Here is a 20,379-nt window from a genome sequence, read left to right as displayed (position 1 = left end):
GTTCGAGGTTCCCATCCGCCCGGAAAACACGTGCCAACATTCGGCGAAGGCCGACTCACGTTGCTGAATCGCCATGGCCGTTCACGCCCGTGGAGGCCTCGTCACGCGCGCTGCCCCCGCAGGCAACGTTTGCGGCGACAGACTGGTCGCTCCCCACACAAGGAGCGACCGATGTTCAACCACAACAAGCGGCTGCAATACACGGTGCGCGTCGACGAGTGCAATCCGGCGCTCGCCAATCTCATGCTCGAGCAGTTCGGCGGCCCGCAAGGCGAACTCGCCGCGGCCATGCGTTACTTCACCCAGGCGCTGGCCGAGGAGGATCCGGGCCGCAAGGACATGCTGCTGGACATCGCCACCGAAGAGCTCTCCCACCTGGAGGTCATCGGGTCGATCGTCGCCATGCTCAATCGCGGTGCCAAGGGGCGCCTGGCCGAAGGCATCGATGAGCAGGCCGAAGCGTTCCGAGCCTTGCAGGGCGCCGGAAACGACAGCCATGTCACGCAGGTGCTGTATGGCGGCGGACCGGCGCTGATCAATTCGGGCGGGCAGTTGTGGAACGCGGGTTACATCGACAGCATCGGCGAACCCACGGCCGATCTTCGTTCCAACATCGCCGCCGAGGCCCGGGCGAAGATCGTCTACGAGCGGCTCATCAACGTTACCGCCGATCCCGGCGTGCGCGATGCCCTCACCTTCCTGATGACCCGCGAGATCTCGCATCAGAAATCGTTCGAGAAGGCCCTGTATTCCATGGATCGCAGCTTCCCGCCGGGCAAGTTGCCGGGCGATCCGCGCTTCGCCGACGTATACGTCAATACCTCGCGTGGCGAAGGCGACACCACGGGACCGTGGTGTGAAGGCACCGGCTTTTCGGAAGTGATCGTTCCCGACGAGAACGCCCTGCCGGTGGATGGCGGCGACGGCCATGCCGAGGTCGGCCTGTCGGCGGCGGAGAAGAAGGCGGTGAAGGCATTCGGCACGCGGCTCGCGTCCGATCCTTCCGCCGACCCCATCACGGGTGCGGACCTGGGCAGCCAGCCGCCACCCAAGTAGGCCCCCGCGCGCCGCGACGCGTCGTCAGGACCCGGACGACGCGTCGCGGCGATCGAGCGGAAGATCCACCACGCAACGCAGGCCGTCCGTATCCAGATGGAACTCGGTACGTGCGCCAAGCGTATATGGCAAGGCGTGTTCGATCAGGGTGCGGCCGTAACCGGTTCCGCGATTGCCGGACCACGCATCGGGCGAGACGCCACGCTCCAGCCACTCCAGCACGAGTCGCTGCTCACCGTCTTCGACGGTCTTCCGCCATGTCACCGAGATGTGGCCGTCTTCCGCAGCGAGTGCGCCATATTTGCGCGCGTTGGTGGCGAGCTCGTGCAAGGCAAGGGACAGGGTCTGCACCGCGGATTTGCGCAGGCGGACATCAGGCCCCTCCAGCCGGATCCGCTCCCGGCCTCCGCCGCTCGCCAACGCATCCAGTTCGAGCAAGATCAGGTCACCCACGGTGATCGGATCGGCTTCCGACTGCGACAGCACGCCTTGCACGCGCGACAGCGCGCCCAGGCGATCGTCGAACAGCGTTCGGAAAAGATCGACGGATTCGGCCTCCCGGGTGGTCTGCATGGCGATCGACTGCACCACCGAGATGAGGTTGCGGGTGCGATGCTGCAACTCGGAGACCATCACCCGCTGTTCTTCCTGCAGCGTGCGCAGGTCGTCCACGTCGGTGGACGTGCCGAGCCACTCGACGATGCGGTGCCGTTCGTCGTGCACCGGCCGGCTGCGCGTATGAAACCAGCGATACGCGCCGTCCTTCGCACGGATACGGTGTTCGATGTTGATGAACCCGGCGTCGGCCGCGTCGCTCCACGCACGTGACGTATTCTCGCGATCGTCGGGATGGATCGCGTCCAGCCACCCCATGCCGACGCTTTCTTCTGCCGTCTGCCCGGTGAACGCGGACCACTGCGGACTGGACCAGGTCCATTGGCCACCGTCCACGGCACGCCAGACCAACTGCGGAATGCCTTCCATGAGCGTACGAAGGCGTTGTTCGCTTTCACGCAAGGCACGTTCGGCACGGGATAGCGGGGTGACGTCGTGGAACGTCACCACGGCGCCGCCGATGTAGTTGTCGACGCTTCGATACGGCAGCACGCGAACGATATAGCGCGCCTGGGTTTCGGGGTTTTCCACTTCCCTGTCCACGGTCACCAGGGTCCGGATCACCTTGCGCACGTCGTAATGCAGCTCGTCGTACGCCACCTTGAGGCGTATGTGGCTGATCGGTCGATGGATGTCGGTTTCCACCAGCGGAACGATCTCCGCGACGGCCGGGGTGAAGTTGGTGATGCGCAGCTCGTTGTCGAGGAACACCGTGGCGATGCGGGTACTTTCCAGCAGGTTTTTCAGGTCGCTGTTGGCGTGGGCGAGCTCCTGCACGCGATGGGCCAGCTCCCCGTTGACGGTGGTCACTTCCTCGTTCACCGACTGGAGCTCCTCCTTGGAGGTTTCCAGCTCCTCGTTGGAACTCTGCAACTCTTCGTTGAGCGACTGGTATTCCTCGTTGGAAGCCTTCAGCTCCTCGTTGGCGCTTTCCAGTTCCTCGATCATCGCCTGGAGGCGCTCGCGCGTGACGCGAAGCTCGGCGTCCAACGCCTGTATGCGCTCTTCGTGGGCGTCGCCCGAATCCGCGGTCTCGGCCGGGGGCGCAACCGGCGTCCCTTCCTTGAACAGCACGACGAAACCACGCTCACCCGACGCCGTGGCGGACGTCGGTTCGACGATGAGATCGACCAGCTGGCGCTCGCCGCCCTCGGTCATCGGCAAACCGTCGAGACGGATGGTGCGATCTTCCATCGCGGCGCGACCAAGCGCCGCCCGCAGGTCGAGTCGAAGATCGCGATGCACGAGGTTGAGCAGGTTCAACGTGGGCGTGCCGCCGCCGGGATGGACGTATCGGCCGGCCTGCGCGGAAAAATGCAGCACCTCGTGATTCATGTCGACGATGGCGTAGGCGGGCGCATGGCGCTCGGCGATGCGCTCGCCCAGCCTCATGAGGCCCATGTTCGGAACGCGGGCGCGTGGAAGCTCCACATACGGGGGCGCCTGGGGCGCCGACTCCGGCACGCGAAGCTCGCCGGCCAGCCGCGTACCGGCATCCACCTTCTGGAAGATGCGGTAGCTTCGCTCCACGGGGGCAAAGAGCCGGGTATGGCGAGACACGTTTTCCGAATTGCCCAGGAACAGGTAGCCACCTGGCTTCAGGGCGAAATGGAACACGGGGATGATCTGGTCCTGGAGGTCGTTGTCCAGGTAGATCAGAAGGTTGCGACAGGAAATAAGATCCAGTCGAGAGAACGGGGGATCCTTCACGATGCTGTGCTGGGAGAACACGCACATCTCGCGAAGTTCCTTCGATATCGAATACGTCTCGCCCTCCTTGGTGAACCAGCGCTCGAGGCGTCCGGGCCCCACGTCATCGGCGATCGAGGGCGGATACCGGCCGACGCGCGCCACGGCGAGCCCCCGGCCGTCGATGTCGCTGGCGAAGATCTGGATGTGCGGCGGCGTTTCGAGCGTGCTGGCGTACTCGCGCAGCAGGATCGCCAGCGAATAGGCCTCCTCGCCGGTGGAGCAACCCAGCACCCAGATCCTCAGGGTATCGCTGCGGTTCTTGCCCGCGAAAAGCTTGGGAACCACATGCGATTCGAGGAATTCGAATTCGCGGGTATCACGGAAGAACTGCGTCACGCCGATGAGCAGGTCGTTGAAGAGTTGCTGCGCCTCGTCCGGCTTCGCCCTCAGCACGTCGACGTAGGCCGCCAGCGTGGGCGCCTGCACCACTTGCATGCGGCGCTCCACGCGCCGCGCGAAGGTGGCGCGCTTGTAGCCATGGAAATCGTGACCCGTATGGTTACGCAGGATCACGGCAACCTGGTTCAGGCGTTCGGGATCGTCCTCGTCCCCGGGACCCAGCTTGCGCTGCGCCACGTAGGAAGCGACGCGCCGCGCGAAGGCTTCGACGTCGAGAATCTCGTCGGCCAACGCCGCCGGGCTTCCCGAATGCACCAATCGCGCATCATCGGGGTCGTCGCCGGTCACGGCGAGGGTAAGGCCGCCGGCCTCCTTCAGGGCGACGATGCCGAGCGTGCCCTCGCCACCGGTGTCGCCAAGCACCGCGCCGATGGCGTGGCCCTGGAGGTCCTTCGCCATGGAGACGAAGAGCGTATCGATCGTTCCACGCGCCATGACGCCACCGGTGCCCACGAGATGGAACCTGCCGTTGTCCAGGGTGGCCAGGACGTCCGGGGGCACGAAGTAGCACCGGCTTCCGCACAACGGCTCATTGTCCACCGCCGGATGAAGCTGGTCGGCACGTTCGCCCAGCAACTGCCGAAAACGCGGCAGGTTGAATGCCATGCGGTTGCGCAGCACCAGCACCACGGCGAGTTCGTCGGACGCGGGCAGCGCCGCGACGAGCTGCGCGAGCTGAGCATCGTCGGTCCCGCTCGTGCCGATCGCCAGGACCAGGGGAAGCGCGGGGCTTGCGAAATCGTCCGAGGACAGGGTTGGGCTCATGAATACCTGACATGATGCTTTGGGGACGCCCGTTAGCATAACGCGTGAACCGCCACCGACGTTCCGCGCGTGTCAGGCGGCGCCTCCATCGCGCTCCATCGATGCGAGAACCGTCCTTCGGATGGCTTCGGCGTGACGTCGATATTCGTCCGAGCGCTTGCGATAGCCTTCGGCGATGGCCAGCCGCTGGTGACGGAGCGCATCGGCCGCCATGCGGGCGACCAGCTCGGCACGCTCCTCGACCATGCGCAACGCCACCCGCAGGGCTTCGTCCACGGCACTTTCCTGCTCACGGGCGAGCACGTCGGCGGTCATCGCGTGCCCCACCTGGCAGCGGTAGCGCAACGGCCCGTCTCCCTTCATTTCGGACATGACGCCACCGCAGGATGGGCAGGTGACGGGCGACGGTACCGCGGCCGCCGCGAGGCGATCGGAGTCGGACCGCCCTCCCATGGCGACATCCACCTCGAAGCGAAGGTCCGCCGGGATCGGCGGCCCCTGCCCCGCCGGCTCGCGGACCCAGCGCACGATCAGTTCGGGCAATTGCGAAGCCGGCGCGCAGGCATCGACCTCGACGGCCCGCAAGGCGTTGGCCGGCATGTCGCCGGCCAACGCATCGGCGGGATCCTGCACGAGAGTCACCCCACCGCAATCTCGCACGGCATGCAGGCCCGCGCTGCCATCGTTCAACATACCCGAGAGCACCACGCCGACGACCCGCGGCCCGTAATGCATCGCGGCGGAACGGAACAGGGCGTCGATCGACGGCCTCGACAGGTTCTCGCGCGGTCCCCGGCCCAGGACGACGCGGCCCCGTTCCAGCATCAGATGGCGATCCGGCACGGCCAGGTAGATGCGACCCGGTTCGATGTCCATGCCGTGCCGTGCCTCCACCACCGAATGGTGGGCTGCCGCCATGCGTACCGTCGCCGATATGCCGCCGCCGTACGGTGGCATGTGCAGCACGACGAACATGGCGGCATCGGGCATGGGGGGCAACCTCGCCAGGAGCGCCTGTAGCGCCTGCGGCGCGCCGAGCGATCCGCCGACGACCACGATGTCTCGATGGGAAACGCGTTCGTTCATGGCTGCCCCTCCTTGCGAGGGCTGGATGGCCGCGTCTCGTCCGAGCGCGGCATGGTGAGGCCCAGCGCATCGAGCACCAGGGCGATGCGAACCGGCTTCTGCAGGCAAGGGATACCGGCATAGCGTTCGGGCAAGGTGGATGCGTCGTATCCGGTGGTGAAGACGATGGGTACGCGCAATTCGATCATGCGGTCGGCAAGCGCGAAGACCCGTTGCTCGGCCAGGTTCACGTCGAGTATGGCCGCATCCGGGGGGATGCCTTCGTCGAGCGCGGCCATGGCCGGCTGCATCGAGGGGTATGGCCCGAGCACGGTCGCGCCCGCCGATTCGAGCAATTCGCTTACGGCGTGGGCGATCAGGAATTCGTCTTCCACCAGCATGACACGCGGTCGGTTCATCAACGGATCGGCCCGGCCGGCAGACGGCATTCGACCAGGAAACCATGCTCCGTGGGCGGCAGGAAAAGCTCTCCTCCCACGCGATGCGCCAGGGCCTGGGCGATCCATAGCCCGAGCCCCGTATGCGTGGCGGGTGTCGACGACACGAAAGAGCGCAAGGCCGCCTCGGCACTGACGCCTTGCAAACCCGTTCCGTCGTCGCGAACGAGCAGGCGAAGTGCGCCGCGATCCGTCGTCGCCGTGACGCCGATGCGCCTGGCCCCGTGACGCCGTGCATTGTCGAAGCAGCGCGACAGAAACGACGCGGCCACCGGAGCCGGCCAGGGAAGCACCACGTCGCGCCCTTCCGCTTCGAGCGCGATGTCGTCGCCTTCGAGCGAACCGGCCGCGAGGTCCAAGGCTTCGGCGACCGTGCAGTATCCCGGCGACCATGTGTCGATGGCGTCCGCCGCCGCGAACGCGTCGCGAAGCATGCGCCCGTACCGTTCGCAATCGCCGACGATGTTCGTCGCGGCTTCGATGGCGCTGGCGGTACGCCCTCGCGATACGAGCAATTGCACGAGCTCGGCCTGGGCGAGTATCGCGCCGAGCGGGCTATTGAGGGCATGAAGGCTGCGCGAGCGCCATTCGCGCCGGGTTTCCGAGGCCGCGCCGGTCGCGACGTCATTCATGCCGCAGGCTCGACCACGCCCGCCGCGCGGTACGTGGAAAGCTTGTTGTAGATCGTCCTCAGGCTGATCCCCAGGCGCCGCGCCGCCTTCGCCCGGTCTCCGTCGCAGACGCCCAGTGCCGCGAGAACGGCCTCGCGTTCGATGTCCGCCAGCCGTTGCGCGTCGCCAGCGACCGGCACGCGCATGGCATCGTCGACCGGACGTGCCAGGCGGATGCTTCCATCGCTACGGACATAGGCCCGCTGGACCTGCTGCCGGAGTTCGCGCACGTTGCCGGGCCAGGCGTAGTCCGCCACCGCGTCGAAGGCCGACGGGCCGAACCACTTGACGCGCCCCGCCGAGGCGTTGATATCCGCCAATACCCTCTCCGCGATGAGTGGGACGTCCTGTCGCCGCTCGCGCAGCGCGGGCATGCGGATCTCGTAGCCGGCAAGCCGGAAGTACAGGTCCGTACGGATACGTCCTTCGCTCATGGCCCGCCTCGGCGACCGATGGGTGGCGCTGACCACCCGCACGTCCACCCGGTGCCCACGCGTCGCACCCACCGGCATCACCTCGCGCGTCTCGAGAAACCTCAGCAAGGCGACCTGCACGGGCTCGGGCATGTCGCCCAGTTCGTCGATGAACAGCGTGCCGCCGTCCGCCGCGTCGGCCAGTCCGATGCGACGTTCGCTCGCGCCGGTGAAACTCCCCTTCAGGTGTCCGAACAGCTGGCTCGCCAGCAATTCCGGCGACAGGGCTGCGCCATTGAAAGCGACGAACCGACCCCGGCGACCGCTCGCCCGGTGCAGCCGTCTCGCCGCCAATTCTTTCCCGGTTCCGCTTTCCCCGTGGAGCAGCACCGACACCGGAAGACCCGCTACATCGTCGATCTCCCGGCGTACGTCGTCCATCGGTCGGGATTCGCCGACCAGCTCCTCGTCGTCGCCGTCCAAGGCGGTCATGAGCAATGCCGCGTGCAGGGACGACGAACTGAAGGGTTTTCCGAGACAGCGTGCGCCGGGCAGGACATGTTCGAGCGACGACGCCAACGCCTGGTCGCCGCTCATCACGATGGTGCGCCGAAGCGAAGCGAACCCGGGTTCGTTCAATAAGTCCAGGCCGCAACCGTCCGGCAAGCCGATGTCGATCATCGCGGCGTCGAACCGACGATCCCGCATCGCCTGCCGCGCCTGCGCGCAGTTGGCTGCCGCATGCGCCTCCATGCCGATCGCCCGCAGCCATCCGCACGTGGCGTCGGAAAACGACAGGTCGTCGTCAAGAACGAGCATGCTCCGCAGGGGTTTCATAGGCATGCCTTGGCTTCAATGCCACAGCTTAGAACAACGCGCGCGGACAAATGTCGAAGTTATGTCGCGATCCTGCACCCCCTGCATGCAAATATTGCGTTCCGTGACCGCATCGTGAGCTGCCAGGCGGGCTTCAGGCTGGCACGGTCCCTGCTGACGGAGGGCATGAACCGAAAAAAAGTCGCCATGCCGTCCCCGACCACGCTTTACCTTCCCCACGCCGTCGAAGGTCCTTTTCCGTGGCGGGTGTTGCACGAACAACATCGCGTGGGCGCCTTCGCCACCCAGGACGAATCGCTGAAATTCGCCCTCCATCTCGCCGCGAGCATCCATCGCAACCACCGCATCGCCGTGCGCATGCGTTTCGAGGGCGAAGACGGGGCGTGGGAAACCGTGCAGGCCTATCCGGAGGAGTGACCTCGCGGTTCGGCGACGATCGCGCAAGCCTACGTCACGGTTCAACGAATGGACGGCAGATCGAAACCCGGCCTTCAACCGGGATATGGCGCCGGCGTCAAGGACCCGTGGCCGTCACCCGCCACACCGCATCGCCCACGTCATCGGCAATCAGCAACGCGCCCTGTGCATCCTGCACGATGCCAACGGGGGCTCCATACAACGTCGATTCGTCGTCGGAATAGAATCCGCTCACGACCGTCTCCGGTTTACCCACGGGCTTGCCGTCGCGAAACGCGACGAACACCACCTCGTAGCCGCTCAAGGGCGAGCGGTCCCAACTGCCGTGCTCGCTGATGAACGCGCCGTCGTGATATTTCTCCGGCAAACCGTTCGCCCGTGTCATCAGGAATCCCAGCGGTGCGACATGCGATCCGATGGCGTAGTCGGGCTTGATCGCTTTCCGCACCAGGTCGGGACGTTGCGGCATGACACGGACGTCGACGTGCTGGCCGAAGTAACTGTAGGGCCAACCGTAGAAACCGCCTTCCTGGACCGAGGTCATGTAATCGGGCACGAGATCGGCACCGATTTCGTCACGTTCGTTCGCGATCGCCCAGAGTTTACCCGTGGTCGGTTCCCATTGCAGTCCCGTGGGATTGCGTATGCCCGCCGCGTAGATGCGACTGGCACCGGTGGCGACGTCCACTTCGAGTACGTCGGCGCTGCGATACTCCACGGCCAGGCCGTTCTCCGTGACGTTGCTGTTGGAGCCCACGCCGACGTAGAGCTTGCTGCCGTCGGGGCTGGCCAGCAGGGCCTTGGTCCAGTGGTGGTTGATCGTATTGGGAAGATCGGCGAAATCGACCGGCGGCGCGTCGATGTGCGTCTGGCCGGCCGCGTACGGAAACTTGACGATGCCGTCGGTGTTGGCGACGTACAGCGAGTCGCCGATCAACTGCACGCCGAACGGAGAATTCAGGTGTTCGATGAACACGTGTTTTTCCCACTCGCCACCCGCGGCGCCGTTCCTGCGCAGCAACGTGATCCGGTTACCGCCTTTGCCACCCTTCCCGGACTGGTTCTTCACCATCCCGGCGATGAGTTGCTTGGGCGTGGTCACCGGCTCGGTGCCCGGGCTGTTGGATTCCACGACCAAAACATCGCCGTTGGGCAGGGTCAGCAACTGGCGAGGGTGCATCAGCCCCCGGGCGATGGCTTCGATCTTCAGTCCCGGGGCGACCTTCGGCGCCTGACCCGGCCCCCAGCCCGCCTTGTCCGGCACCTGCATCGGCGGTAGCAGGAAACGGTCGGGGGCCGGCAGGCTGGGATGATCGCCCGACTGTTGCGCCGGCTCGAAGGATGCCTTCCCGCTGCATGCGGCCAGCACGCCGATGCACGCCAGGGCCAGGACGCGACGACGAAACAGATCAGCCATGGAGGCGCTCTCCCAGGGTGGCCTGCCGCACGGCCATGATGACGTGGCCCAGCGATATCAGGAGTACCGTGCAGGCGGACAACCAGACGTTGGCGGGCACGATGCCGTAGGCATCGCGGCTATGAACGAAGGCGTTCACCACGGCCGCGACGATGGCGAGCAGATTGAGCGCGAAGTCGATCCGGTCGGCCGCCATCGCGCTACGCCGCGAAGTGACCCACACCTGTACGAGATTCACCACGCGCGGGACGATCGCGAAAAGCAGGCCGAGGGTGATGAGCCAGGCGGCACCCTTGCCCCACAGCAATTCCGCCGTGCTGGCATAGAGGATGTCGAAAACCAGGCCGGCGACGAAGAAACCGAAGGGAATCGGGTTGAGGAGGCCATAAACGGCCTGCGCCACCACGGAACGGCGGTGTTCAATGCGGTAACTCATGGGCTTCGATCCCTGTGCGAGGTGGAAGGGAACGGCAACGGCCGCGTCAACGTAGTTCGGCCGCCGTATAAAGGATGTATGAACAGGCGCTGCCGCGCCGCCCAATTCATAACGCGGAATTTACATTTCCGCCTTGAGACGGACACATCCGCACCGGTTACTTGATACAGGTCGCAAAAACGACCTTCGTCGCTTTGCCGCCATCGGGGAGGCGTCTAAGCTGGATCCATTGACGCGGTGCGTCACGACATGACGCTACCCGTCGACACCGGCGAAGGACATCGTGGATCACACGAACGGCAACGGGTCGAGGCGGTCCTCCCACCGCCACGGAGCCCCGGTGTCCGCCTAGCGAACGCTGCGACCGCGCATCGGACCGATGCGCCATGCGCTTGCCACGACGGCATGCGCACGGGCGGTCGCGCGCCCTCGATCCGCGCAAAAACTCCATATTAGACAATGCTTTGTGAGTCATTCATCAAAGCTTCGGTATAAACGGATAGACGTCCATTCGACCTTTGGAAAACCGCCGACGCATGACGACGAAGAATGATCAGGTGCACGACGACGACACCCTCGATCTCAATGCGCTGTTCGGCACGCTCCTCGACCATAAATGGTTGATCGTCGCCATCACGGGTACCTTCTTCGCCGTGGGCGTGCTCTATACGCTGCTGGCGACGCCGGTATATCAGGCCACGGCGATCGTGCAGGTGGAGCAGAAGACGCCGTCGCTGCCGGGATTGAGCGATCTCACGCAATCCTTGGGCACCACCGGCTCGCAGGCGACCACCGAAATCGCCCTCATCACCTCCCGACTCGTCATCGGCCAGGCCGTGGACGATCTTCGGCTGAACATCGATGCCGAACCGCGACGCATGCCGATCGTCGGCGATTACCTGTCCCGGGGACATTCGCCGGGACATCCCGCACCGCCGCGCTTCGGACTGAGCCGTTACGGCTGGGGCGGCGAAACGCTCGATATCTTCAAGCTGGAGCTTCCCGATAACCTGCTCGGCCACACGCTCGAGTTGAGGGCGGCCGAGGGCGGCCGCTTCGTCCTTTACGACGACGACGGCAAGCAACTGCTCGCCGGCAGCGTGGGGGACGTCGCCCGCGGCCACGGCGTCACGATCCAGGTGAGGCGGCTCGCGGCCAACCCCGGCACCCGCTTCGACGTGACCGAACAGCCGCGGCTGACCACCATCACCAAGCTGCAGAACGACATCATCGCCCTGGAACAGGGGAACGACTCGGGCATCATCGGGCTTTCCTACAACAACGAGGATCCCGATCTCGCCCAGGAAGTGCTCGCGCACATATCGACGGCCTACGTCCGCCAGAACGTCGAGCGCAATTCGGCGGAGGCGGCCAGTCAATTGCAGTTCGTCAAGGACCAACTGCCCAAGGTTCGCCAGGAACTCGATCGCGCGCAGGCCGCGATGAGCGTTTTCCAGAGCAAATCGCATTCCGTCGACATCAGCATGCAGACCAAGGGATTGCTCGACCAGATCGTGGCGGTCGAGAACAACATCCAGCAACTGCACATGCAGGAAGCCGACATCGATCGCCGTTTCACCCATGACCACCCGGCGTACAAGGCCTTGCAGCAGCAGATGGCGCAGCTGCAGGCGCAGAAAGACAACTTCCAGAAGCAGGTGGGCGACCTGCCCGATACCCAGCAGGAACTGCTCAAGCTCAGCCGCGACGTGCAGGTGAGTACCACCACCTACACCAGCCTGCTCAACCAGGCCCAGCAGCTCGACATCGCCCGCGCCGGCACCGTCGGCAACGTGCGCGTCGTGGACACGTCGGCGGTGGATACCACCCACCCGGTGAAGCCGCGCAAGATCCTGATCGTCGCCATCGCCACGGTGCTGGGCGGATTCATCGCGCTGGCCTTCGTGTTCCTGCGGCAGATCCTCAACCGGGGCATCGAAGATCCCGCGCAGATCGAAGACCTCGGCCTGCCGGTCTACGCGTCGGTACCGCTCAGCGCCGGGCAGACGTCCCGCTCGCCGAAGGGTGGCCACGGCCAGCGCGGCCGGGGCCCGCTCCTGGCCATCGCCGATCCGGCCGACCTCGCCGTCGAGGCCTTCCGCAGCCTGCGCACGAGCCTGCACTTCGCCCGGCTCGAGGCGAAGAACAACATCCTCATGATCACCGGCTCCAGTCCGTTCGCGGGCAAGACCTTCGTGTCGGCCAACCTCGCCGCCGTCATCGCGCAGGCGGGCCAGCGCGTGCTGCTCATCGACGGCGACATGCGGCGCGGCACGCTGCACCAGCACCTGGACATCAAGCCGGAACGGGGCCTGTCCGACGTGCTCGTCGGCAGCGCGACCGTCGCCGAGGTGGTGGTGAAAGGCCCGCTGGAGAACGTCGATTTCATCAGCCGCGGCCGGGTGCCACCCAACCCGTCCGAGCTGCTGATGCACGAGAACTTCAGCCGCTTCATCGATGAAGTGGGCGTCGGCTACCAGCTGGTGATCATCGACACCCCTCCCATCCTGGCGGTCACCGACGCGGCGGTCATCGGCCACCACGCGGGCACCAGCCTCCTGGTGGCCCGCTTCGGACTCAACAAGGCACGCGAACTGGCGATCGCCAAGCAGCGGTTCGAGCAGAACGGCGTGGAACTGAAAGGTGCCATCTTCAACGCCGTGGAACGTCGCACCGCAGGCTACTCCGCCTACGCCTATTACAAGTACAAGGCGGACCCGGCATGACCAGTATCCTCATCGTCGGCAACCATACCTGCGGCAACCGCGGCGACGGCGCGATCCTTCGCGGCCTGCTGCAGTGCCTGGAGAGCGGACTCCCCGATGCCCGCATCGACACGCTCAGCCGCTTTCCCACCAGCTCGGCATGGTTGCTGGGGCGCGAGCTGCTACCCGACACCCTGAATGCCTACTACCTCGAAGCGGGCAAGCGACGCTTCGGCATGGTGCGTGCCACCCTGCTGCGCCGGCTGGTCCCCTGGTTGCTGCATGCCCACCTGCGAAAGCGCTGGTGGACGCGATGGGCGAGGTTGCCGGCACGCCACCGCCAGCATATCGCTTCGTTGCGGGACTACGACCTCGTCATCCAGGTGGGCGGCTCGTTCTTCGTCGACCTCTACGGCCCGACGCAGTACGACCATGCCATCTGCGCCCTGCTCGCCGGGCGGCCCATCTACATGATCGGCCACAGCGTCGGTCCGTTCGAGCACGCGTTCTTCCGCAAGGTATCGCAGGACGTCATGAGCCGCGTGAACGCCCTTGCGCTGCGCGAGGAAGTGAGCGCGAAGCACATGGCCGACGGTGGCATCCCCGATACCCGCGTGCGATGGTCGTCGGACACCGCCTGGCTGGTCGATCCGGGCGAGCCGGTGGCGGTGGATCGGGAGCGACCGACGGTAGCCGTCACGTTCCGTGAACTGGCGCCCTTCGACAAGCGGCTCGGCATCACCCAGGCGCAGTACGAAACGGCCTTCGCCGAATTGCTCGATGCGGTGGTCGAAGCAGGGTACGCGGTGACGGCGTTCTCCACCTGCACGGCCATCGACGGTTACCCCAAGGACGATCGCATGATCGCCCTGCGCGTGCGGTCGCGCATGCGGCACCCCGGTTCGCTCTTCGTGGAAATGAATGAACTCAACGACGTCGAGTTGGGGCGCCGCTTCGGTGCCTGCGTGCTTACCATCGCCACCCGCCTGCATAGCGCCATCATCTCGATGAACTTCGGCACGCCGGCGGTGGCGCTGAGCTACGAACACAAGACCGACGGCATCATGAAGCGACTGGGTGTCGACGATCTCGCCATGCCGGTGGGTTCGCTGCTCGACGGAAGCCTGCGTGCCAAGGTGCTCGCGCTGCTCGGCGACGAGTCGCTGCGCCCGGGCATCCAGGCCGCCGTGGCCAGGGAGAAGGCCTTCGCCCGCGAATCCGTACTGGCGACCCTTGCCATCGGAGCATGAGCATGGACGTCCTCTTCGTGCTGCCCGAATTTCCGAAGTACTCGGAAACCTTCGTGATCGACCAGATCGTCGGGTTGCTCGACCGGGGGCTGGACGTGCGTATTCTCGCGGTCAGTCGCGGCCAGGCCCCCACGCCCGGCGACGTCGTGTCCGAGCGCGGACTGATGGAACGCGCCATCTTCGTGTTCGAACAGGCCGCGAGCGCATCGACCGGATGGCGTATCGCCCTGGCACGGCTGCGCCACGTGCTTCCCGCCCTGGGCCGATCCCGCGTGCGGCGAGCGCTATCGGTCCGCCGCTACGGCCACGCGGCGAAGAGCCTCGCTCTCGCCGGCGCGGCCAGGCGCCTGACCTCCCCTCTCAAGGCCCGCGCGATCGTCGCGCATTTCGGCCCGACGGGCGTGGTGGCATCGCACTTGCGCTCGCTCGGACTGATCGATGGGCCGCTGTATACGGTCTTCCATGGTTTCGACCTGTCGCAGCATGGCGTGCTGGCAAGGCACGCCGACGACTATCGGCGCCTGTTCCATAGCGGCGACGTCATGCTTCCCATCAGCGACCGCTGGGGCGTGAAACTCGAATCCCTCGGCTGTTCGCCGGAAAAGATTCGCGTGCATCGCATGGGCGTGGATCTGGAAAGCTTCCGCTTCCGTCTTCCGCCCGACACAAGGGAATCCTTGGCCGATCGCGTGTTGCGCGTGGTCTGCGTGGCGCGACTGGTGGAGAAGAAAGGCGTCATCTACCTGTGCGAAGCGGTGGCGCGCCTGGCGCGCCGGCACGTTCCCGTCGAACTCGAGGTGATCGGCGACGGCCCGCTCCAGGGCGCGCTCGAACGATTCGTATCGGCCGGCGGCCTCGAAGGCCGGATCCGTATCAGCGGCCGCAAGGACAAGGACTACGTCCAGGCCGCGCTGCGTGGGGCGGACGTGTTCGCCCTGCCCAGCGTGACCGCCGCCGACGGCGATCAGGAAGGCATTCCCGTGTCGCTGATGGAAGCCATGGCCAGCGGCGTGCCCTGCCTGTCGACCCTGCACAGCGGCATCCCCGAACTCATCGAAGACGGCAGGTCGGGCTGGCTCGTGCCCGAGCGCGACGCCGTCGCTCTTTCCGACACGCTTGCGCGGATCCAGCGAGGCGACTTCGATCTGCCGGCGATCGCACGCCGTGCCCGCGACACCGTCGATGCCCGTTTCAACCAGCGCCGGCTGCACGACCAGCTCGCGGCGCAATTGATCCGGCCGGAGCACGCGCGATGACCTCCGTCCGTCGCGATGCCCTGTGGACCGCCGGCTCGACCGTGGTGAGCGCGGCGAGCCAGCTGTTGCAGATCGCGGTGCTCGCGCACCACGTGGACGCCCACCTGCTCGGCGCCCTGGCCATCGTCAACGTGGTGAACGCCATCGCGACGCTTTTGCAGGACATGGGCCTCAGCAGCTATCTCATCCATCGCCAGGACATCGACCGGGCCGGGCGCACCTCGCTGTTCATGATCAGCGCCGGACTGGGGCTGCTGTCGGCGGCGGTGCTGTTCGGCGCATCCTATGCCGTCGCCGCGTTCTACGGTTCCGACGTGCTCGGTGGCCTCCTGCGCCTGTCCACGATCAACTTCGTGCTGCTCGGCCTCGCGGCGCAGTACCAGGCCAGCCTCATCAAGGCGTTCCGCATCCCGCGCCTGGCGCGCATCGAAGTGGCCGGACGCCTGTCGGGCCTGGCCACCTTGCTGCTCATGGTGCTGGTGTTCGGCGCGTCGATCGAGGCGGCCGTCTACGCGATGATCGTGAACAGCTTCGTGCGCCTGGGCCTGTTCCTCATGGCCGCCGAGCGCGACTGGCATCCGGGACGCCGCTACGACCGGGGCATCGTCGGCGAAGCGTTGCGTTACGGTGCCTTCCAGCTGGGCTCGCAGGTGATCAACCAGCTGCGCAGCCAGGCCGACCAGATCATCCTCGGCAAATTCCTCGGCCTGGCCTCGCTGGGCGTGTATTCGCTCGCGAAGGAGCTCGTGCTGCAGCCCACCAAGTTGATCATGCCGGTGGCCCAACGCCTCGCGCTTCCCCGCCTGGCCACCCTGCAGGGCGACCCGGAGGCGCTGCGCCGCATTTACCTGCTGGGCCTGCGCGGCGTATCGATTTTCAGCGCCTGCGTGTTCATCATGCTTGCCGTGGCCGCGCCGCTGGCGGTGACCCTTCTGTACGGACAGCGTTACGCCGGTGTCGCGGAGCTGATTCCGCTCATGCTGCTGTTCGGCATGCTCCGTCCGCTCGGTTCGTTGATCGGCGCGCTCAGCCAGAGCCTGGGGCGCTCCGACATCGAGTTCGGCTGGAACCTGAAGATCTGCGGCATCACCCTGGCGGTGAGCGTGCTCGGCGCCATGTCGCGCTCGCTGGAAATCATGGCGGTGGCGCTCGCCGTCAGCCAGGTGCTGTCCACCGTGCTGTCCTATTACTTCTTCTCCTCGAAGATCATCCGGCTCACACCGCGCGAGTTCTTCGGTTCGTGGACGGTCGAGAGCCTCGTTCCCTACGCCTTCCTCATGCTGGCCGTCGCGCTGTATCCGGCCAACGACTGGAAGGCGTGCGCGCTTCGCCTGGTGCTGGCGACGCCGCCCCTGTGCTGGGTGATCTGGCGGCATCGGCATGCCCTGCTCGAGCGACACGCGCACCCGGTGGGAGCCTGACATGACGAGCCTAGGCGGAGCGAACCCATGGCGCTGGTAAGCGTATACATCCCCACCCGAAACCGGTCCGCGCTGCTCAGGCGGGCGATCGATTCCGTGCTCGCGCAGACGTATCCGCACATCGAAATCCTGGTGTGCGACGAAGCCTCGACCGACGACACGCCCGAGCTGATCGAAAGCTACGCCCGCACCCATCCGGACCGCTTCACCTATCTGCGCAACGACACCCCCCAGGGCGCCTGCCGGGCACGGAACCGGTGCATCGAACAGGCGACCGGCACCTACGTCACGGGCCTGGACGACGACGACTTGTTCCATCCCCAGCGCGTGCAATGCCTGGTGGACCTCTATCGCAGGCATTCGCCGTCGTTCGCCTGCAGCCGCTTCCGTTATTTCCAGTCGATGGACCAGATCGCCGGTATCGCCGGCCGCGCGTTCGGCGATGCCGAGCTGCACCGCGTCGATCCGATCGACCTCGGTTCGATGCTCTACGCCAACCTGGCGGGCAACCAGGTGCTGACCGAGCTGTCGCGCATGCGCGAGCTGGGCGGTTTCGACGAGGCCATGCCGTCCTGGCAGGACTACGACATGTGGATCCGGATGATGGATCGGTATGGTCCCGCCGTGCGATCGAAGGCGTTGTTGTCGTTCGTCGACGACGATCGTTCACGCGCGCGCATCCGCAATTCCAGCCGCCGGGCCGAAGGGAGCGAGCGTTTCATCGCCAAGCACGCGCGCCTGATGAACGCCGACCAGCTGCGCAACCATCGCAACATCCAGTACGTGATGAACCGCGAGCGCCCTCCCCTGGCCGACATCGCCCGCAACGTCTCGCTGGGAGGCTACAAGTCGACCGTGAAGGTGCTGATCCACAAGTTCTTCGGCGTGGCGCTGGGCTGATGGTCATCCGAAAGACCCGGGCCGCGGCGGTGCTGCTGATCGCGATGATCTTCGTGCAGATTCCGCTCACGCACAGTACCGAGAGCAAGTCGCACGTGAACGTCTATCACCTGCTGCTTCTCCTGATGCCGGTGATCTACCTGCCCGCCGTGCGCTATCTCAAGGTGAACCCGGCCACGGCCTTCATAGCGACCATGATGGGCACCTCGCTGGCGGCGTCCGCGTCGTACGGCGGCGGGCTCCGCTCGACCCTGATCGTGTTCGTGGCGGCCTCCTACTTCCTCGGCACGGTCTTCGGCCGCAAGCTCGACGACCTGGACCTGCGCAGGATCTTCGTCTGGATACTCGGGTGCTGCATCGCCTTCATCCTGCTGCGCGATGCCGTATACGCGGGCCAGCTCGGCGCCATCTATACGCGCAGCGAAACCACCTCCAGCGTGCTCTACATGTCCACGGGCGGCCGCAACATCGAGGCCAGCCTGCTGGCCCTGTTGTCGATCCTGCTCATCGGCACGCGCGTCTATCCCATCGCCGCCGGCATCGCCCTGCTCACCAGCGGCATGATGCTGTCCCGGTCGGGCCTGCTGGGCACGGCCGTGTCGATCGGCATCGCCGCCTACCGCATGCGCAAGACGCGCCACTATTACTTCTACACCTTCATCGGCGTGGCGGCGGTGGTGCTGGTGGCGGGCCTGGTGCTGTCCTCCGTGATCGACATCCCCGTGATCGACCGATTCAACCTTCAGGCCGAAACGCAGCTGGAGCAGAAGAACGTCGGCCGCCTCGCCCTCTGGACCAGCGCGGGTACCGCACTCGAACACAACCTGATGGGCTACGGCGTGGGTAACGGCGTTCCGGTGATGGAGCAGATCTCCGGCCTGGAGTTCGTCGAGAACAACGTCCACGACATCTATCTCCAGTTCCTCCTCGAAGGCGGCGTTCAGTCGTTGCTGCTCTTCCTGGCGCTGGCCGGGCACATCCTGTTTTCCCGCACCGACGGCCAGCAGGGCAACGTCAAGGCGTTCCTGCTCTGCTACCTGATGCTGGCGTTCATCGAGTTCAGCGGTTACGAGGCCTACTTCTGGTTTTTCGTGGGCATGTTCTATGCCCAGCGCGACAAGCGCCTCGGCCGCCTGCGGGTCGAGGCGGATGCGCGTACGCGCGAGCGCAACGCATGGCTGAAGAGCCGTTCCCCCCTCGGTCGCCCGGATCCCGCCCATGCTTGACGATTTTCGCGCCGACGTGAAGCGCCTGAAGTCCTTGCCCGGCTTTCGCGGCATGGCGTGGTGGATGCTCGACCAGTCGTTCTGGGTGATCCTCACCTATCGCCTGCTCGCCACCGCGCGCGGCACGCCGTTCCATGCGCCCTTCCGGGTGCTGGAAAAGGTGGCCGAGTTCGTCTTCAAGTGCTACCTGCCGACCACGGCGACCATCGGTCCGGGCCTGGTGATCTACCACGCGTTCGGCATCATCGTGAACGGCAAGAGCACCCTCGGCGCCAACTGCACGCTCTACGCGCGCGTGTGCATCGGCAACCGCTGGCCGGGCGACGGCACGCCGGTGATCGGCGACAACGTCACCATCGGCACCGGTGCCTGCATCTTCGGCCCCGTGGTCATTCCCGACGGCTTCGTGGTGAAGGCCAACGAGGTCATCACCCCTTCATCGATGCGCGAACGCGCCCAGAGCCCAGCCCAATCCCCCCTAGGAGCATCGCCATGAGCGAAGCCGACGTGCGCCTGTCGATCATCATCATCACCTGGAACGAACGGGAAAACCTGGAGCGCTGCCTTCTGTCGCTGATGGACAAGGTGGATTTCGAGCGCGACGAAGTGATCGTCGTGGACAACGGCTCGCGCGACGGCAGCGCCGAATTCGTCGCCACGTTGCCGCGGATCCGGTATTTTCCCCTCGAGCACAACCACGGGGTGGGTCCTGCCCGCAATCGCGGCCTCTTCCTCGCCCGAGGCAAGTACTGCATGACGCTGGACAACGACACCATCTTCCTCACGGCCGATCCCGGCGCGATCGTGGAGGAGTTCTTTCGTACGCATCCGGACGCGGGCGTGGTCGGATTCCAGCTGCTCAACGTCGATCGCACGCGCCAGGACTCGACGCGCCGTTTTCCCCGGTTCTACCAGCCCATCGCCGCGCGTATTCCGGCCAGCCGCATGCTCGGCTTCGTCAGGCGCGAGCTGGAGCGACACCTGATGCTCGACACCCGTTTCGACGAAAGCGCCGATCCGATGGAGGTCGACTACGTGCTCGGTGCGAACCAGACCTTCACGAAGGACACCGCCGCCCGCCTCATGGGCTATGACGACAGGATTTTCTTCGGTCCGGAAGACGCCGAGTTCTGCGTGCGCACCCGCAAGCTGGGCCTGCGCAATTACTACAGCCGGAAGATCTCCGTGGTGCACGACTACAAGCGGCGCACGCGCAAGTTTTCCCGGCTCACCCTCAAGCACCTCGCCGGGTTCGCCTACATGCTGCGCAAACACGGCGGAGTCTATCGCTATTCGCTCAGCGAACGACGCTGACGGAGG

17 protein-coding genes are annotated in these 20,379 nt (G+C 65.7%); 10 read left to right on the top strand and 7 right to left on the bottom strand.

Features of this window, described 5'->3' with window-relative positions:
- The first annotated feature begins 171 nt into the window (after positions 1 to 171).
- Positions 172 to 1,056, top strand: a complete 885-nt coding sequence (locus tag L2Y94_RS10660) for a manganese catalase family protein (RefSeq protein WP_247375061.1) — start codon at positions 172 to 174, stop codon at positions 1,054 to 1,056.
- Positions 1,057 to 1,080: 24 nt separating this feature from the next.
- Here the strand turns inward: L2Y94_RS10660 and L2Y94_RS10655 are convergent, their stop codons facing one another.
- The 5 genes from L2Y94_RS10655 to L2Y94_RS10635 form a co-directional block, all read right to left on the bottom strand.
- The gene (locus L2Y94_RS10655; RefSeq protein ID WP_247375059.1) at positions 1,081 to 4,587 is read right to left on the bottom strand and encodes a CheR family methyltransferase; all 3,507 of its coding nucleotides are present in this window, start codon (positions 4,585 to 4,587) and stop codon (positions 1,081 to 1,083) included.
- Positions 4,588 to 4,659: 72 nt separating this feature from the next.
- Positions 4,660 to 5,673 (bottom strand): chemotaxis protein CheB, encoded by a 1,014-nt coding sequence (locus L2Y94_RS10650; protein ID WP_247375058.1) that lies wholly within the window; start codon positions 5,671 to 5,673, stop codon positions 4,660 to 4,662.
- A complete protein-coding gene (locus L2Y94_RS10645; protein ID WP_247375056.1) occupies positions 5,670 to 6,071 on the bottom strand; it encodes a response regulator in 402 nt (133 codons plus the stop codon). Before L2Y94_RS10645 ends, L2Y94_RS10650 begins: the two co-directional genes overlap by 4 nt.
- Positions 6,071 to 6,742 (bottom strand): sensor histidine kinase, encoded by a 672-nt coding sequence (locus tag L2Y94_RS10640; protein ID WP_247375054.1) that lies wholly within the window; start codon positions 6,740 to 6,742, stop codon positions 6,071 to 6,073. The genes L2Y94_RS10645 and L2Y94_RS10640 overlap by 1 nt, the downstream gene beginning before the upstream one ends.
- Positions 6,739 to 8,013: a sigma-54-dependent transcriptional regulator gene (locus L2Y94_RS10635; protein WP_247375053.1), complete on the bottom strand. Its 1,275-nt coding sequence runs from the start codon at positions 8,011 to 8,013 to the stop codon at positions 6,739 to 6,741. The genes L2Y94_RS10640 and L2Y94_RS10635 overlap by 4 nt, the downstream gene beginning before the upstream one ends.
- A gap of 183 nt (positions 8,014 to 8,196) precedes the next feature.
- Between L2Y94_RS10635 and L2Y94_RS10630 the strand changes: the two genes are divergently transcribed.
- Positions 8,197 to 8,448: a hypothetical protein gene (locus L2Y94_RS10630; RefSeq protein ID WP_247375051.1), complete on the top strand. Its 252-nt coding sequence runs from the start codon at positions 8,197 to 8,199 to the stop codon at positions 8,446 to 8,448.
- A gap of 97 nt (positions 8,449 to 8,545) precedes the next feature.
- Here the strand turns inward: L2Y94_RS10630 and L2Y94_RS10625 are convergent, their stop codons facing one another.
- Both L2Y94_RS10625 and L2Y94_RS10620 read right to left on the bottom strand, forming a co-directional pair.
- Complete coding sequence (locus L2Y94_RS10625) at positions 8,546 to 9,865, bottom strand: PQQ-dependent sugar dehydrogenase (RefSeq protein ID WP_247375050.1); 1,320 nt, start codon at positions 9,863 to 9,865, stop codon at positions 8,546 to 8,548.
- Complete coding sequence (locus L2Y94_RS10620) at positions 9,858 to 10,301, bottom strand: DUF2231 domain-containing protein (protein WP_247375048.1); 444 nt, start codon at positions 10,299 to 10,301, stop codon at positions 9,858 to 9,860. Before L2Y94_RS10620 ends, L2Y94_RS10625 begins: the two co-directional genes overlap by 8 nt.
- A gap of 536 nt (positions 10,302 to 10,837) precedes the next feature.
- Between L2Y94_RS10620 and L2Y94_RS10615 the strand changes: the two genes are divergently transcribed.
- From L2Y94_RS10615 to L2Y94_RS10580, 8 genes are read left to right on the top strand one after another with little or no spacing between them, the layout of a single operon-like run.
- Positions 10,838 to 13,027 carry a polysaccharide biosynthesis tyrosine autokinase gene (locus tag L2Y94_RS10615; protein WP_247375045.1) on the top strand — a complete coding sequence of 730 codons (2,190 nt, stop codon included), beginning with the start codon at positions 10,838 to 10,840 and terminating at the stop codon, positions 13,025 to 13,027.
- Entirely contained in the window at positions 13,024 to 14,256 is a 1,233-nt protein-coding gene (wcaK, locus tag L2Y94_RS10610) for a colanic acid biosynthesis pyruvyl transferase WcaK (protein ID WP_247375044.1), read from the top strand. The genes L2Y94_RS10615 and wcaK overlap by 4 nt, the downstream gene beginning before the upstream one ends.
- Positions 14,257 to 14,258: 2 nt before the next feature.
- The gene (locus tag L2Y94_RS10605; RefSeq protein ID WP_247375042.1) at positions 14,259 to 15,512 is read left to right on the top strand and encodes a glycosyltransferase; all 1,254 of its coding nucleotides are present in this window, start codon (positions 14,259 to 14,261) and stop codon (positions 15,510 to 15,512) included.
- A complete protein-coding gene (locus L2Y94_RS10600; RefSeq protein ID WP_247375040.1) occupies positions 15,509 to 16,933 on the top strand; it encodes a lipopolysaccharide biosynthesis protein in 1,425 nt (474 codons plus the stop codon). The genes L2Y94_RS10605 and L2Y94_RS10600 overlap by 4 nt, the downstream gene beginning before the upstream one ends.
- Positions 16,934 to 16,960: 27 nt before the next feature.
- Complete coding sequence (locus L2Y94_RS10595; RefSeq protein WP_247375038.1) at positions 16,961 to 17,833, top strand: glycosyltransferase family 2 protein; 873 nt, start codon at positions 16,961 to 16,963, stop codon at positions 17,831 to 17,833.
- The gene (locus L2Y94_RS10590; RefSeq protein ID WP_247375036.1) at positions 17,833 to 19,059 is read left to right on the top strand and encodes an O-antigen ligase family protein; all 1,227 of its coding nucleotides are present in this window, start codon (positions 17,833 to 17,835) and stop codon (positions 19,057 to 19,059) included. The genes L2Y94_RS10595 and L2Y94_RS10590 overlap by 1 nt, the downstream gene beginning before the upstream one ends.
- Positions 19,052 to 19,555, top strand: a complete 504-nt coding sequence (locus L2Y94_RS10585) for a serine O-acetyltransferase (protein WP_247375034.1) — start codon at positions 19,052 to 19,054, stop codon at positions 19,553 to 19,555. Before L2Y94_RS10590 ends, L2Y94_RS10585 begins: the two co-directional genes overlap by 8 nt.
- Positions 19,552 to 20,373 (top strand): glycosyltransferase, encoded by an 822-nt coding sequence (locus L2Y94_RS10580; RefSeq protein ID WP_247375032.1) that lies wholly within the window; start codon positions 19,552 to 19,554, stop codon positions 20,371 to 20,373. The genes L2Y94_RS10585 and L2Y94_RS10580 overlap by 4 nt, the downstream gene beginning before the upstream one ends.
- Positions 20,374 to 20,379 lie beyond the last annotated feature (6 nt).

Origin of the sequence: Luteibacter aegosomatis (genome assembly GCF_023078455.1) — a bacterium.
GTDB classification, from domain to species: Bacteria; Pseudomonadota; Gammaproteobacteria; order Xanthomonadales; family Rhodanobacteraceae; genus Luteibacter; species Luteibacter aegosomatis.
The sequence above is the reverse complement of the archived record's forward strand: the minus strand, read 5'-3'. Positions and strand labels throughout refer to the sequence as shown.